Origin of the sequence: Microbacterium oxydans (assembly GCF_900095745.1) — a bacterium.
Lineage (GTDB): Bacteria > Actinomycetota > Actinomycetes > Actinomycetales > Microbacteriaceae > Microbacterium > Microbacterium oxydans_B.
Map to the genome: position 1 here is coordinate 584,983 of NZ_FMIR01000019.1, position 14,855 is coordinate 599,837.

Sequence of the window (14,855 nt, forward strand, 5' to 3'; positions counted from 1 at the left end):
TGAGAGGATCGAACCATGTCATCTGCCGTCCAGCTGATCCGCGCCACCGCCCTCGCTGATGCCCCCTACGCCTACGCCGCCACCGCACCTGCGGGTTCGCGCCTCATCTTCCTCGCCGGAGCCTGCCCTCTAAACGACGACGGGACGACCGCCGCGCCGGGCGACTACGCGGCTCAGGCGGCCCGGTGCGTGAAGACGCTCGAGGCAGCACTCGCCGTCGCCGGCGCGACCCTCACTGATGTCATCAGCACACGCGTCCTGGTGGCCTCCTCCGCGCAGGCCGACCTGGTCACGGCGTGGGATGTGGTCCACGCCGCCTTCGGCGATCACGACGTCCCCAGCACCCTCCTCGGGGTCACGGTACTCGGCTACGACGACCAGCTCGTCGAGATCGAGGCCATCGCCGCCGTCGCCGGAGAGTGACCATGGAGATCCGCGTGCGTCCCGCACGTCCGGCGGATGATGGGGCGACCGAACAGATCGAAGTCGCGGCAGATGCCATGCTCGTCGATCGTTTCGGCGCCGCCGATTGGCCTCCCCCGACCACTGCGCAGGAACGGACGTCAATGCCGGGCTTCGTGCTCGTCGCCGAGGCTCGGGAGGCCTCAGCTGTGTCTGCACACGCCGTCGGCTTCGTGCACGTCCTGGAGATCGACGGGCACGCCCATCTGGAACAGCTCTCCGTGCTGCCCTCATTCGGCCGCCGCGGAATCGGCCGTCGGCTCGTCCAGGCTGCGCTCTCCGAGACACGAAGCCGCGGCCATCAGACGATCACCCTCCGCACCTACCGTGACGTCCCCTGGAACGCCCCGTTCTACGCCTCCTGCGGCTTCACAGTGACCGAGCCGGACTCCACTCTGCTCCGCTCCCTCGTCGACACGGAGACCGCCCTCGGGCTCTTCAGATACGGCCCGCGCGTGCAGATGTCGGCAACCCTCTGATGCGACGACGTTGACGGCATTCGCTCTCTGGACGACTGGAATCCACTCGGACCAGCGGATGGCCTCGTCCTAGGCTGAGAGCATGATCGATCGCGCGGACTTCTACACGGCCAAACTCGCCTACGAGACCGACGCCAGCGATGTGCGCGCCGCGCAGAAGGCCGGCGAGAACATCGTCATCGTCGATGTGCGCTCGGACGAGGCCTGGGCGCAAGGTCGGGTCGCCGGCGCCGTACACATGCACTACAGCGAGATCGCCGACCGCGCGCCAGTGGAGATCCCCGCAGACGCAGATGTGGTCGTGTACTGCTGGAGCCCGGGCTGCAACGCCGGAGCCAAAGGTGCCCTCGAGTTCGCCCGCCTCGGCTATCAAGTGCGCGAGATGATCGGCGGCTTCGAATACTGGGTACGAGAGGGCTATCCCGTGGAGGACGCTGACGGTGTGCACCGCCGCCCCGTCGACCCGCTGACCGGCATCGCACGCGTCCGAACGAGGGCGTGAAGAGCCCCGCTTTCCGCACTCGAACCGATCCGCTTGCGGGTACATGAAGAAGGCCCCCGGACGAATCCGGGGGCCTTCGCTACATCTACGCCAGCGTCAGCGGGCGAAGTTGCCGCGGTAGTACTCGTACACCCAGCCCACGATCGCGACGACGAAGATCGCGAGACCGATCGGGAGCAGGAAGTGACCGACGGCCAGGCCGACGACGAAGACACCGGCCGAAGCCGCGAGCACGATCGGCCACCAGGACCAGGGGCTGAACTCGCCGAGCTCGGGGTCACCGTCGTCGATGTCCGCCGTCAGGATGTCTTCCGGCAGCTCGCCGTTCTGCGCCTTGTGCGTGCGGTCGAGGTAGAACGCGACCATCGCTGCCATGAACGCCGCGAAGAACAGGGCGACGGTTCCGACCCACTCGATCCGCATCGCGAAGTTGTCGGACGGAGTGACCAGGATGTGCCAGCCGGTGTAGACGACACCGACGAGGGCGAAGAACGCCGTCAGCACCCACCAGAGAATGACGTTGTCGCGCATGACTTAGTGGGCCTCTCGCTCGCCGGGCGCCGTGGTCGCGAACTCGGCGGCCTCCGGGTGATTCAGGTCGAACGCAGGACGCTCGCTGCGGATGCGCGGGATCGACGTGAAGTTGTGCCGCGGCGGCGGGCACGACGTCGCCCACTCGAGCGAAGCACCGTAGCCCCACGGGTCGTTGACCGTGACCTTCGGAGCCTTGCGGGCCGTGATCCAGACGTTCAGGAAGAACGGCAGCATCGAGGCGCCGAGGATGATCGCTCCGATCGTGGAGACCTGGTTCTGCCAGGTCCAGCCGTCGGCCGCGGAATAGTCCGCATAGCGCCGCACCATTCCGTCGACACCCAGCCAGTGCTGGATGAGGAACGTCATGTGGAAGCCGATGAACAGCATCCAGAAGTGGACGTAGCCGAGACGCTCGTTGAGCATGCGGCCGGTCCACTTCGGCCACCAGAAGTAGAAGCCGGCGAACATGGCGAACACGACGGTGCCGAACACCACGTAGTGGAAGTGAGCGACGACGAAGTAGGAGTCGGAGAGGGCGAAGTCCAGCGGCGGGGCCGCGAGGATGACACCGGTCAGACCACCGAAGACGAATGACACGAGGAATCCGAGCGCGAACACCATCGGAGTCTCGAAGGTCACCGATCCTCGCCAGAGCGTGCCGATCCAGTTGAAGATCTTCACACCCGTCGGCACCGCGATGAGCATCGTCATGAGGGCGAAGAACGGCAGCAGCACCGACCCGGTCACGTACATGTGGTGCGCCCACACGGCGACGGAGAGAGCGGCGATCGCGATCGTCGCGTAGACCAGCGTCTTGTATCCGAAGATCGGCTTACGGCTGAAGACCGGGAAGATCTCCGACACGATGCCGAAGAACGGCAGAGCGATGATGTAGACCTCGGGGTGACCGAAGAACCAGAACAGGTGCTGCCACAGCAGGACGCCGCCGTTGGCGGGGTCGTAGATGTGAGCGCCGAGGATGCGGTCCGCTGCAGCAGCGAAGATCGCTGCGGCGAGCACGGGGAACGCCATCAGGATGAGCAGGCTCGTGATGAGCGTGTTCCACGAGAAGATCGGCATGCGCCACATCGTCATGCCCGGAGCGCGCATCGTGATGATCGTGGTGATGAAGTTGACGGCACCGAGGATCGTTCCGAAACCGGAGATGCCCAGTCCGACCATCCAGAGGTTTCCACCCGCGCCCGGCGAGAACGACGCACCGGCCAATGGCTGATAGGCGAACCATCCGAAGGACGCCGCGCCCTGCGGGGTGAGGAAGCCGGCGACCGCGATGGTCGAGCCGAAGAGGAAGAGCCAGAAGGCGAACGCGTTCAGACGCGGGAAGGCCACGTCGGGGGCGCCGATCTGCAACGGCAGGATCGCGTTGGCGAAGCCCGCGAAGAGCGGCGTCGCGAACATCAGCAGCATGATCGTGCCGTGCATCGTGAACAGCTGGTTGTACTGCTCCTTCGTCGGGACGATCTGCATGCCCGGCGCGAACAGCTCGGCGCGGATGACGAGTGCCATCACACCACCGAGGAGGAAGAACAGTACGGACGCGATCAGGTACATGTACCCAATGGTCTTGTGGTCGGTGGAGGTGATCCACTTGACGACGATGTTGCCCTTCTGCTCCACGCGCGAGGAGCTCATGAGAGCGGCCTGGCGAGCGGGCAGAGTGGTCGGACGCGACTGGGGAGTCTCGTCGGTACGGGGAGCTTCTGTGGTCGACATGACTTACTCCCCTCCTTCCTCGGTGTCGGTCTTCGGGGTCGTCCCCGGGAAGTTCGAGAGACGGTCGTACGCGTCGGTGATGTCGCCCGTGTTGCCCTTCTCCTCGAGCGACTCGAGGTACGCGTCGTAGTCGTCCTGAGAGACGACCTTCACGTTGAAGAGCATCATCGAGTGATACTCACCGCAGAGCTCGGCGCACTTGCCGGCGTACTCGCCCTCACGGGTGGGGATGAACGACCAGGAGTTGTCCTTCCCGATGAACATGTCCTTCTTGTAGAGGAAGTCGATGATCCAGAAAGAGTGGATGACGTCGCGCGACTGCAGGTCGATCGTGACCTTCTTGTCGACCGGCAGAACCAGGGTCGGCAGCTGCGACTGATCGATGTTGCCTTCGGCGTCGGGCTGGGCCTGGATGCCCATCGTCCACACGGCGTCGGAGTTGTCTTCCTCTTCGCCGTCGTACTGGAAGTCCCACGCCCACTGCTTGGCGATCGCGGTGATCTCGACGTCGGGCTCGTCCCACTTGGCCTCGATCTCGGTCTGATCACGAGCGGTGAAGAAGAACATCCCCAGCACGAGGATGAGCGGCACGATCGTGTAGAAGATCTCGATCGGCATGTTGTAGCGCATCTGCACCGGGAGGCCGGTCTGCCCCTTGCGGCGACGGTAGGCGATCGCGGCCCAGGCCATCAGGCCCCAGGTGATGATGCCGACCGCGAGCAGCACGATCCAGGAGTTCACCCAGAGCGAGGAGACGCGCTCGGTCTGATTGGTGGCTGCGGGGCCACCCTCCACGAAGCCCGGAAGAAAGCCGTTCAGCTCGGTGGGAGAACATCCCGCCAGAGCAACGGCTGCCACGACTCCCACAGGGAGTGCGGCCCAACGAAGGCTGCGTTTCGAGGGCACGATGCACCTTTCAGATCGCGAACAGAGCACACCCAAGTCTAGGGCAACCTCACACCTGATTCATGCCAACCACGCAGGTTCCGAAAGCGGAACGGCCGCCGTCACCAGTGGTGACGGCGGCCGATTCGGCAGACGGATGATCAGTGGAAGCTGTCACCGCAGGCGCAGCTGCCCGCAGCATTGGGGTTGTCGATCGTGAACCCCTGCTCGGAGATCGTGTCCTTGAAGTCGATCGCCGCACCGTCGAGGTACGGGACGCTCATGTTGTCGATGATCACCTCGACGCCGTCGAAGTCGACGGTCTCGTCGCCCTCGAGGTAACGCTCGTCGAAGTACAGCTGGTAGATCAGGCCCGAGCATCCGCCGGGCTGCACGGCGACGCGCAGACGGAGATCGTCGCGGCCTTCCTGCTCGAGGAGGTTCTTCACCTTGACGGCGGCAGCGTCGGTCAGGGTGACGCCGTGTGCGCGGGTGGTCTCTGGGGAGAGTGTGGTGTCGCTCATGTCGCTCCTTGTGACGGGCCGCAGGTGCACGGCTTCTCGGACGATTCTACCGCCGCAGATCCTGAGAGGCTCAGAGTTCTGCAGCATTCATGCGGGCGAGCAGCAATGCCTCGGTGGCGACCGCATGGCGGAAGGTGTCGAGGTGCAGCGACTCGTTCGGGCTGTGCGCGCGCGAGTGCGGGTCCTCGACACCGGTGACGAGGATCTGGGCGGACGGGAATTCCCGCACCAGGTCGGCGATGAACGGGATCGACCCGCCGACTCCCAGATCCACCGGCGGGACGCCGTAGCCGTCCCGCATGGCGTCACGCGTGAGCTGCACCGCCCATCCGCTGGTGTCGACGAGGAAACCATCCCCCAGGTCCACATCCGAGAAGGTGAGTTCAGCGCCGAACGGGGCGTGCGCCCGCAGATGGCTCTCGAGCGCGTCATAGGCGTCCTGTCCTGTCTGCCCCGGTGCGACACGAGCGCTGATCACGACCGTGACCTCGGGAAGCAGGGTGTTGGATGCCGCCGCCACGCTCGTCGCGTCGATGCCGATCACCGTCACTGCGGGCTTGTTCCAGATCCGGCTGAGGATCGTGCCGTCACCGATCGGAGTGGTGCCGGGCAAGAGCCCTGCCTCGTCACGGAGTGTCGCCTCGGTGTAATCAGGAGTGGGAGCATCGCGCTCCGTCATCCCCGCCACCGCCACCGAGTCGTCGGAGTTCCACAGCGTCGAGAGCAGCTTCACGGTCGACATCATCGCGTCGGGCACCGCTCCCCCGAACATCCCCGAGTGGGACGCGTGATCGAGGGTGCGCACGCGCAGCGTGAAGCGGGCGTTCCCGCGAAGCGAGACGGTGAGGCCCGGGGTGACCGAATCCCAGTTGCCGGAGTCGGCGACGACGATGGCGTCCGCGCGGAGCGCCTCCTTGTTGTCGGAGAGGAACTGAGCGAAGGAACGAGACCCGTACTCCTCCTCCCCCTCGATGAACATCGCGATACCGAGGTCGAGGTCGTCGCCCAGCACCTCGTGTACGGCTCGGATCGACGCGATGTGCGCCATGATCCCCGCCTTGTCGTCTGCGGCGCCGCGTCCGTACAGACGCCCGTCGCGCACCGTGGGCTCGAACGGCGGGGTCTCCCAGAGGGCGTCATCACCGGGAGGCTGCACGTCGTGGTGCGCGTAGAGGAGGATCGTCGGCTTGCCGTTGCGGGCCTTCCGAGTGGCGAGGATCGCCGGCTGTCCCTGCTCATCGGTGCCCGGAATCGCCGCACGGAGCACGCGCACCTCGTCGAAGACGCCGGTGCCCGAGGCCAGCGCCGCCACGGCTTCCGCGCTGCGCTCCAACTGGGTCTGGTCGAACGCGGGCCAGGCCATTCCGGGGATGCGCACGAGGTGGCCGAGGTCCGACAATGCCGAGGGGATACCGGTCGCCACTGCCTCGAGGACGGCGGCATCGGGCTCACGGGGAGGAACAGGAGAGGTCATGCGAGTAATCTTAAGGTGATCCCCCGCAGCGAACCGAGGAACTCCGTGGCCACTACCCCTGTCTCCCCTTCGACGAACGACGACGCCCCCGAGACGCCCGCCGTCGGAAAGGGGCGCGCGACGCCGACCCGTGCGGAGCAGGAGGCTGCCCGCCGCCGCCCCCTGGTCGCCAACACCAAAGAGGCCAAAGCCGCCGCTAAGGCTGAGCTCAACGAGCGCCGAGCCAAGGCGCAGGCCGGTATGGCCGCCGGCGAGGAGAAGTACCTCCCCGTCCGCGATAAGGGGCCTCAGCGCCGTTGGGTGCGTGACTACGTCGACGCGGGCTGGCACCCGGCGGAGTTCGTGATGGGCGTCATGGTGCTGGTCATCCTCGCCTCGCTGCTGCCCACGAACATGATGATCTCGTTCTACGCCTACATGGTCATGATGGGCTACCTGGTGATCGCGATCGGCGGCATGGTTCTGCTGGGCATGCGCGTCAAGCGCAAAGCGGCGGCGAAGTTCGGCAAGGAGCGTCTCGAGCGCGGTCTCGGCTGGTACGCCGCGATGCGAGCCCTGCAGATGCGATTCATGCGTCTGCCGAAGCCGCAGGTCAAGCGCGGACAGTACCCCGACTGACCAGTCCCCTGTTGATCTCGCGGCCCCAGAACGGACCGCGGTACAGGAATGCCGTGTAACCCTGCACGAGCGTGGCGCCGGCTTCCAGACGCTCCTGGACGTCTGCAGCGGTCTCGACTCCACCGACCGCGATCACGCAGAAGTCGTCGGGAACTGCGGCTCGCACGACGCGCAGCACCTCGAGTGAGCGCTGCTTCAACGGCGCACCCGACAGACCGCCCGCGCCGGCAGCCTCGACCTTCGTCGCATCCGCGAGCAGGCCGTCTCGGCTGATGGTCGTGTTGTTCGCGATGATTCCGGAGAGTCCTTCGGCCACTGCCAGCTGCGCGATCGCCGCGATCTCCTCGTCCGGAAGGTCCGGGGCGATCTTCACGAGCAGCGGAGTGGCACCGGAGGCCTGCTTGACCGCGCGCAGGAGCGGGGCGAGGGTCTCCACCGCCTGCAGCCCGCGCAGCCCCGGCGTGTTCGGAGACGACACGTTGACGGCGAGGTAGTCGGCGAGCGGGGCGAGGCGAGTCGCGGAGGCCACGTAGTCGGCCGTCGCGTTCTCCACGTCCACCACCCGGCTCTTGCCGATGTTGACGCCGACCACCGTGTCGGGCGCTCCGCGGCGCAGGCGGGCCAGACGACGCGCCGCAGCATCCGCGCCGGCGTTGTTGAAGCCCATCCGGTTGATCACGGCACGGTCGGCGATGAGACGGAACAGACGCGGCTTCGGGTTGCCGTCCTGCGGGATCGCCGTGAGCGTGCCGACCTCCACGTGCCCGAAGCCGAGAGCAGCCAGGCCCCGCACCCCGACGGCGTTCTTGTCGAATCCGGCCGCGATGCCGAAGGGCGAGGGGAAGGTGAGACCGAGCGCCTCGACACGCAGGGATGGGTCCGGGCGGGTCATCGCACGTGTCGCCCAAGAGAGCGGAGGCACGCCGAGAACTCGGATCACCGCCATTCCGGCGTGGTGGGCGAACTCGGGGTCGAAGCGCGAGAGGACAGCGCGGAAGAGCAGCGGATACATCCCTGCCAGATTACCGGTCCGCGGACTCCTGCTTCGTGTGGTCGGCTCGCAGATCGGTGATCGCTTCCTCGAAGTCCTCGAGCGAGTCGAACGCCTGGTAGACACTGGCGAACCGGAGGAACGCGACCTCGTCGAGCTCACGCAGCGGGCCGAGGATGGCGAGACCGATCTCGTTCGCGTCGAGCTGCGAGACACCGGTCTGGCGAACGGCCTCCTCCACCCGCTGCGCGAGGATGGCCAGGTCAGCCTCCGTCACCGGCCGTCCCTGGCAGGCCTTGCGCACGCCGGAGATGACCTTCTCGCGACTGAACGGCTCCATGACGCCGGACCGTTTGATGACGTTGAGGCTCGCCGTCTCGGTGGTCGTGAACCGGCCCCCGCATTCCGGGCACTGACGGCGGCGCCTGATCGACAGCCCGTCGTCGCTGGTGCGCGAGTCGATGACACGAGAGTCGGGATGACGACAGAAGGGGCAGTGCATCTGACCGATCCTACGCCGTGAAACGCGCCTCGATCGCCTCGCCGTGTGCCGGGAGCACCTCGGTTTCGGCGAGGGCCACGACGCCGGCGCGAACGGCTGACAGCGCCGCGCGATCGTAGGAGATGACCTGCTGCGGTCGCAGGAAGGTGTAGGACCCGAGACCGGGCGCATACCGCGCCTGACCACCGGTCGGGAGCACGTGGTTGCTCCCCGCCATGTAGTCACCGAGGCTGACGGGCGTCTGGTCGCCGACGAAGACGGCACCGGCGCTGGTGAACGCCGCGGCCGCGTCCTCAGCGTCGGCGAGGTGCAGCTCGAGGTGCTCCGGGGCGTAGGCGTTGCTGAAGGCCGTCGCCATGGCACGGTCGTCGACGAGGACGATCGCGGATTGCGGACCGGACAGAGCCGCGGCGACACGCGTGCTGTGGCGTGTGACCGCCGCCATCCGCTCGACCTCGGCGGCGACCTGATCGGCGAGCTCGACCGCATCCGTCACCAGGACCGCGGAGGCCTGCTCATCGTGCTCCGCTTGGCTGACCAGATCCGCGGCGATGAGTCGCGGGTCGGCATCCGCATCGGCCACGACGAGGATCTCGGTCGCACCGGCCTCGGAATCCGTCCCGACGACGCCGGCGACGGCGCGCTTCGCAGACGCGACGTAGTTGTTTCCCGGACCGGACACCACGTCGACGGGGTCGAGCCCGAGCGACGGGACACCATGCGCGAAGGCGCCGACCGCGCCGGCTCCCCCCATGGCGTAGACCTCGGTGACGCCCAGCAGGGCGGCGGCCGCCAAGATCGTCGGGTGGATCCGACCGCCCTGATCGACCTGCGGCGGCGACGCCAGAGCGATCTGCTCGACGCCCGCCACCTGCGCGGGGACCACGTTCATGATCACGCTCGACGGATAGACAGCCTTACCGCCCGGGATGTACACGCCCACGCGGTGCACGGGCTGCCACCGCTGCAGAATGCGCGCACCGGTACCGATCTCGGTTGTCCGCGGTGCCGGCACCTGGGCTTCGGACCCGCGGCGCACACGCACGATCGCCTCTTCGAGCGCGGCCCGGACGGCGGGTTCGATGGATGCGAGGGCGTCGGCGATGTGCTCGGCGGGAACACGCACCTCGTGGCCCGTCACCCGATCGAACTGCTCCGCCTGCTCACGGAGAGCGGCTTCGCCGCGAACGCGCACGTCCTCGACGATGCGGGCGGCGGTGTCGAGCGCCTCCGCTCGAGCCTGTGTGGCGCGCGGCACGGCCGCGAGCATGTCAGCGGGCGAGAGCTCGCGCCCCCGCAGATCGATCGTGCGCATTTCAGCCCTTCGAGATGTCGTGGATGTCGTGGAGGTAGCCGATCCGTCCGTCGTCATGTCGGACGACGTACGCACCTCCACGGTCCTCGATCACAAGAGCCCAGGCGCTCGGCCCGATGCGGAACAGCGGCTCTCCTCGCTCGTCATGCACATCCCGTTCGGAGGCGGCGAGAATCCAGAACGGCTGCGCGGCCGGAGCCGTCTCACGAGGATTCGTCGCATCCAGATCAGCGTCGGCGTCGGCGAAGCCCTCGACGATGCGGGGTTCCGCTTCAGCCGAGACATCACCGGTCTCGTAGGTCGCCGCCGTCTCGAGCAGCGACTCGATGCTCCCAGTGTCTGAGACGATCTCGGGCTCCTGCCCGCGGGATCGACGGGAGTAGGTGGGAACATACTCCTCGTCGGAGGTGTCCTGGTCAGTCCCGACACCGCCACCGGAGGCGTGCGCCGTGAGAGGCACCTGCTCCGCGAGGTCGAGTCGCGCGATCTCGTCGGTCGCCTGGCGCCCGCTCATCTCGACGTCGAGGCCGGTCACCGGCGGCAGCGCTGATGCATCGACGGTGACCTCTGCCTGAGTACCGCTGGGCGCGGCGGTCGACTCGGCAACGGGGTCGGGCTCGGGCTCGGGCCGCGGGCGTGCGATCACCGGTCGCACTGGATTCGCATTGCGATGAGCGAGCGTGACGAGGCGGCCGTGGAAGTCCTCTTTCAGCCCCGGAATGATCGGGGCGAAGACCGTGAACGTGACCAGCGCCAGAGAGGTGATGACCATTCCCACGCCATTCCACGGGAGTCCCCAGTAGCCGGTGGCGATCAGCCCCGAGATCGAGAGCCACAGATTCCCGACCCAGACGACCGCCGCGACGGAGAACGCCACCGAGGCGAACTGGTCGATGCCCAGCGAGCCCACCCGGCGGATGCCATCGGGTGAGAAGCGGCGCAGCACCAGCAGGAAGACCGCCACGGTCGGAAGTGCGATGGGGAGGATCCACTGGATGCCGATCCCCCAGAGCGAGAGGCCGCCGGTCAGCGGGAAGAAGGACAGCACGAAGGAGACCACCCACACTCCGACGATCAGCAGTTCGCGCAGCGTGAATCCGAGAATGCCGAATTCCGGAGTCACCTCGTCGTCGTAGAGCACACCGTCGTCGTCGCTGAAGATCGAGTCCTCGGGGTCCGATTCGGGAAGGTCGGGTTCGGAGGTGTCCGTACTCATGGTGGTCCTTTCGTCACAGTGCTCGACGGGGTGTTCGTCGTGCTGCCGACGGCTCACGATCCTACCCGCTCACCCCAGACAGGTGGGTCCGAGCAGCGACTTGAGGTCACCGAAGAGGTCTGCGGAGACCTTGACCGGCATCGGCACTTCGAAGACCTTCGCGGTGCCGCCGCGGTGCACGCGGAGCAGCACCTCGGTATCGCCGTTGTGCCGACGAAGAACCTCGGCGAGTTCCGTCATCACCCGCTCCGTCGCGCGCTGCTCGGCGAGGACGAGCGCCAACGGACCCGCGGCATCGAATGAGCCGATGTCGGGCGCGAACGCCGATTGGGCGTGCAGGTTGAGCCCGTCGTCACGTCGGGAGACTCGCCCGCGGACAGCGAGGATCGCATCTTGCTGCAGCGTGTGCTGGAACTCGGTGTAGGTCTTCCCCATGAACATCACGGTCACCTCGCCGTTGAAGTCCTCGACGGTGATCATGCCGTACGGGTTTCCACTGGCCTTGGCGACGCGGTGCTGCACACTGGTCACGAGTCCGGCGACCGTCACCTGATCGCCGTCCTGAAGATCCTCGGAGTTGTTGAGGTCGTGGATCGAGATCGAGGCGTGCTTGGCCAGCGGAACCTCGAGGCCCGCGAGCGGGTGATCGGAGACGTAGAGGCCGAGCATCTCCCGCTCGAAGGCGAGCTTGTCCTTCTTGATCCACTCCGGGCGAGCGGGCACCTTGGCAGGGGCTGCCTCTTCCATCCCGTCGTAGAGGCTGTCGAAATCGAACCCGATCGCGCCCTGGGCCTCATTGCGCTTACGGTCGACGGCCGCTTCGACCGCGTCTTCGTGCACCTCCATGAGAGCCCGTCGCGAATCGCCCATCGAGTCGAAGGCACCGGCCTTGATCAGCGATTCGACGGTGCGCTTGTTCGAGACGTGCAGCGGCACCTTGTCGAGGAAGTGGTGGAACGAGGTGAACCGCTCGTCTTTTCGTGCGCGCACGATGCCGTCGACGACGTTGCTGCCGACGTTGCGGACAGCGCCGAGACCGAAGCGGATGTCGTCGTCGACGGCCGCGAAGTAATTGATCGAGTCGGACACATCGGGAGGGAGCACCTTGATGCCCATGCGGCGACACTCGTTGAGGTACAGCGCCATCTTGTCTTTGGAGTCACCGACGCTGGTCAGCAGCGCGGCCATGTACTCGGCGGGATAGTGCGCCTTGAGGTAGGCGGTCCAGTACGACACGAGGCCGTACGCGGCGGAGTGGGCTTTGTTGAACGCGTAGTCGGAGAACGGAAGCAGGATGTCCCAGAGGGCTTTGATCGCCGCCTCGCCGAATCCGCGCTGCTTCATGCCGCCCGCGAAGCCCTCGTACTGCTTGTCGAGCTCGGACTTCTTCTTCTTTCCCATCGCTCGGCGCAGGATGTCTGCTTGTCCGAGGCTGAACCCGGCCACCGCTTGAGCGATCGCCATGACCTGCTCCTGATAGATGATGAGACCGTAGGACTCCTGCAGGATCTCCGCGAGAGGCTCCTCGAGCTGAGGGTGGATCGGCGTGATCTCCTGCAGACCGTTCTTGCGCAGCGCGTAGTTCGTGTGGGAGTTCGCACCCATGGGGCCCGGGCGGTAGAGGGCGATGAGGGCCGAGATGTCACCGAAGTTGTCAGGCTTCATGAGGCGCATCAGAGACCGCAGCGGCGGGCTGTCGAGCTGGAAGACGCCCAGGGTGTCGCCGCGCGCGAGCAGTTCGTACACGCCGGGATCATCGAGGCCGAGGTGCTCGAGGTCGAGTTCCTCGCCACGGTTCGTCCGGATGTTGTCGAGCGCGTCGGAGATGATCGTGAGGTTTCGGAGCCCCAGGAAGTCCATCTTGATCAGGCCGAGCGACTCGCACGACGGGTAGTCGAACTGCGTGACGATCTGACCGTCCTGCTCCCGCTTCATGATCGGGATGATGTCGAGCAGGGGGTCGGACGACATGATCACGCCGGCGGCGTGCACGCCCCACTGACGCTTCAGGCCCTCGAGACCGAGCGCACGGTCGAAGACCGTCTTCGCCTCGGGGTCGGTCTCGATCAGCACGCGGAACTCGCTCGCCTCTTTGTACCGCGGGTGCGCCGAGTCGAACATGCCGTCGAGGGGCATGTCCTTGCCCATGACGGGCGGCGGCATCGCCTTGGTGAGCCGCTCCCCCATGCTGAACGGGAACCCGAGCACGCGACCCGCGTCCTTCAGCGCCTGCTTGGACTTGATGGTGCCGTAGGTGACGATCTGGGCTACGCGCTCCGAGCCGTACTTCTCCGTGACGTAGTCGATGACCTCGCCACGGCGCCGGTCATCGAAGTCGACGTCGAAGTCAGGCATCGAGACACGGTCGGGGTTCAGGAACCGCTCGAAGATCAGGCCGTGCTCGAGGGGGTCGAGGTCGGTGATCTTCATCGCGTACGCGACCATGGAGCCGGCACCGGAGCCACGGCCGGGACCGACGCGGATGCCGTTGTCCTTGGCCCAGTTGATGAAGTCGGCGACGACCAGGAAGTAGCCGGGGAAACCCATCTGCAGGATGATGCCGGTCTCGTACTCGGCCTGCTTGCGCACCTTGTCGGGGATACCACCCGGATACCGGTAGTGCAGGCCCGTCTCGACCTCTTTGATGAGCCAGCTGTCTTCGGTCTCGCCGTCCGGCACCGGGAACCGCGGCATGTAGTTCGCCGAGGTGTCGAACTCGACCTCGCAGCGCTCGGCGATCAACAGGGTGTTGTCGCAGGCCTCGGGGTGATCGCGGAACAGCTGCCGCATCTCGGCGGCGGTCTTGATGTAGTAGCCGTCGCCGTCGAACTTGAAGCGGTTCGGGTCATCCATGGTGGAGCCCGACTGCACGCACAGCAGAGCCTCGTGCGCATCGGCCTCGTGCTGGTGCGTGTAGTGCGAGTCGTTCGTCGCGACCAGCGGGATGTTCAGGTCTTTCGAGAGGCGGAGCAGATCGGTCATCACCCGTCGCTCGATGGAGAGACCGTGGTCCATGATCTCGGCGAAGTAGTTCTCCTTGCCGAAGATGTCCTGGAACTCTGCGGCCGCCGCCCGCGCCGCGTCGTACTGCCCCAGCCGGAGCCGCGTCTGCACCTCGCCCGACGGGCACCCCGTCGTCGCGATGATCCCCTTGCCGTAGGTCTGGAGCAGCTCGCGGTCCATGCGGGGCTTGAAGTAGTAGCCCTCCAGGCTGGACCGGGAGCTGATCCGGAAGAGGTTGTGCATGCCGGCAGTGCTCTGGCTCCACATCGTCATGTGGGTGTAGGCGCCCGAGCCGGAGACGTCGTCACTCTTCTGATCGGGCGACCCCCACTGCACGCGCGTCTTGTCGCTGCGGTGGGTGCCCGGGGTCATGTACGCCTCGAGCCCGATGATGGGTTTGATGCCCGCATTCCGCGCCGCGTTGTAGAACTCGAACGCCGCGAAAGTGTTGCCGTGATCGGTCACCGCGATGGCCGGCATGCCGTAATCGGCGGCCGCCTGGGTCATCGCATTGATCTTCGCCGCACCGTCCAGCATGGAGTACTCGCTGTGCACATGCAGGTGGACGAAGGAGTCGGATGCCATGCCTTCGAGTCTACGGCGGAGCCCCGACACC

The 14,855-nt window shown here is 66.4% G+C and carries 14 protein-coding genes; 4 read left to right on the plus strand and 10 right to left on the minus strand.

The annotated features are described in order from the left end of the window. Positions 1-15 precede the first annotated feature (15 nt). The 3 genes from BQ2383_RS18370 (at position 16) to BQ2383_RS18380 (ending at position 1,443) form a co-directional block, all read left to right on the plus strand. The gene (locus BQ2383_RS18370; RefSeq protein ID WP_091037238.1) at positions 16-423 is read left to right on the plus strand and encodes a RidA family protein; all 408 of its coding nucleotides are present in this window, start codon (positions 16-18) and stop codon (positions 421-423) included. 143 nt (positions 424-566) lie between these two features. Next, positions 567-941: a GNAT family N-acetyltransferase gene (locus BQ2383_RS18375; protein ID WP_347876386.1), complete on the plus strand. Its 375-nt coding sequence runs from the start codon at positions 567-569 to the stop codon at positions 939-941. Between the two features lie 82 nt (positions 942-1,023). Then, the gene (locus BQ2383_RS18380; protein WP_091037242.1) at positions 1,024-1,443 is read left to right on the plus strand and encodes a rhodanese-like domain-containing protein; all 420 of its coding nucleotides are present in this window, start codon (positions 1,024-1,026) and stop codon (positions 1,441-1,443) included. Positions 1,444-1,539: 96 nt separating this feature from the next. Here BQ2383_RS18380 and ctaF read toward each other — a convergent pair whose 3' ends face one another. From ctaF to BQ2383_RS18405, 5 genes are all read right to left on the minus strand, one after another. After that, complete coding sequence (gene ctaF, locus BQ2383_RS18385; RefSeq protein WP_029261586.1) at positions 1,540-1,974, minus strand: aa3-type cytochrome oxidase subunit IV; 435 nt, start codon at positions 1,972-1,974, stop codon at positions 1,540-1,542. Positions 1,975-1,977: 3 nt separating this feature from the next. Beyond that, complete coding sequence (gene ctaD, locus BQ2383_RS18390) at positions 1,978-3,711, minus strand: aa3-type cytochrome oxidase subunit I (protein WP_029261585.1); 1,734 nt, start codon at positions 3,709-3,711, stop codon at positions 1,978-1,980. Between the two features lie 3 nt (positions 3,712-3,714). Further along, a complete protein-coding gene (gene ctaC, locus BQ2383_RS18395; protein WP_091037245.1) occupies positions 3,715-4,617 on the minus strand; it encodes an aa3-type cytochrome oxidase subunit II in 903 nt (300 codons plus the stop codon). A 140-nt stretch (positions 4,618-4,757) separates the two neighbouring features. Continuing rightward, positions 4,758-5,120, minus strand: a complete 363-nt coding sequence (gene erpA, locus BQ2383_RS18400) for an iron-sulfur cluster insertion protein ErpA (RefSeq protein ID WP_029261583.1) — start codon at positions 5,118-5,120, stop codon at positions 4,758-4,760. A 70-nt stretch (positions 5,121-5,190) separates the two neighbouring features. Next, positions 5,191-6,594, minus strand: coding sequence for a dipeptidase (locus BQ2383_RS18405; protein ID WP_091037247.1), 1,404 nt, complete (start codon positions 6,592-6,594; stop codon positions 5,191-5,193). Positions 6,595-6,639: 45 nt separating this feature from the next. Here BQ2383_RS18405 and BQ2383_RS18410 point away from each other — a divergent pair, with 45 nt between their 5' ends. Further along, positions 6,640-7,212 (plus strand): DUF3043 domain-containing protein, encoded by a 573-nt coding sequence (locus BQ2383_RS18410; RefSeq protein WP_091037685.1) that lies wholly within the window; start codon positions 6,640-6,642, stop codon positions 7,210-7,212. Here BQ2383_RS18410 and BQ2383_RS18415 read toward each other — a convergent pair. The 5 genes from BQ2383_RS18415 to dnaE all read right to left on the minus strand — a co-directional run bounded on the left by BQ2383_RS18415 (position 7,187) and on the right by dnaE (position 14,824). Beyond that, on the minus strand, positions 7,187-8,224 hold the full coding sequence (locus BQ2383_RS18415; protein ID WP_091037250.1) for a quinone-dependent dihydroorotate dehydrogenase: 1,038 nt from the start codon (positions 8,222-8,224) through the stop codon (positions 7,187-7,189). The genes BQ2383_RS18410 and BQ2383_RS18415 overlap by 26 nt on opposite strands. Before the next feature lie 10 nt (positions 8,225-8,234). Further along, positions 8,235-8,705 carry a transcriptional regulator NrdR gene (gene nrdR, locus BQ2383_RS18420; protein WP_091037253.1) on the minus strand — a complete coding sequence of 157 codons (471 nt, stop codon included), beginning with the start codon at positions 8,703-8,705 and terminating at the stop codon, positions 8,235-8,237. Between the two features lie 10 nt (positions 8,706-8,715). Continuing rightward, positions 8,716-10,020 (minus strand): histidinol dehydrogenase, encoded by a 1,305-nt coding sequence (gene hisD, locus BQ2383_RS18425; protein WP_091037255.1) that lies wholly within the window; start codon positions 10,018-10,020, stop codon positions 8,716-8,718. Between the two features lies 1 nt (position 10,021). Next, positions 10,022-11,236 carry a hypothetical protein gene (locus BQ2383_RS18430; RefSeq protein ID WP_091037258.1) on the minus strand — a complete coding sequence of 405 codons (1,215 nt, stop codon included), beginning with the start codon at positions 11,234-11,236 and terminating at the stop codon, positions 10,022-10,024. Positions 11,237-11,305: 69 nt separating this feature from the next. Continuing rightward, positions 11,306-14,824, minus strand: a complete 3,519-nt coding sequence (gene dnaE / locus BQ2383_RS18435) for a DNA polymerase III subunit alpha (protein ID WP_091037262.1) — start codon at positions 14,822-14,824, stop codon at positions 11,306-11,308. Between the last annotated feature and the right edge of the window lie 31 nt (positions 14,825-14,855).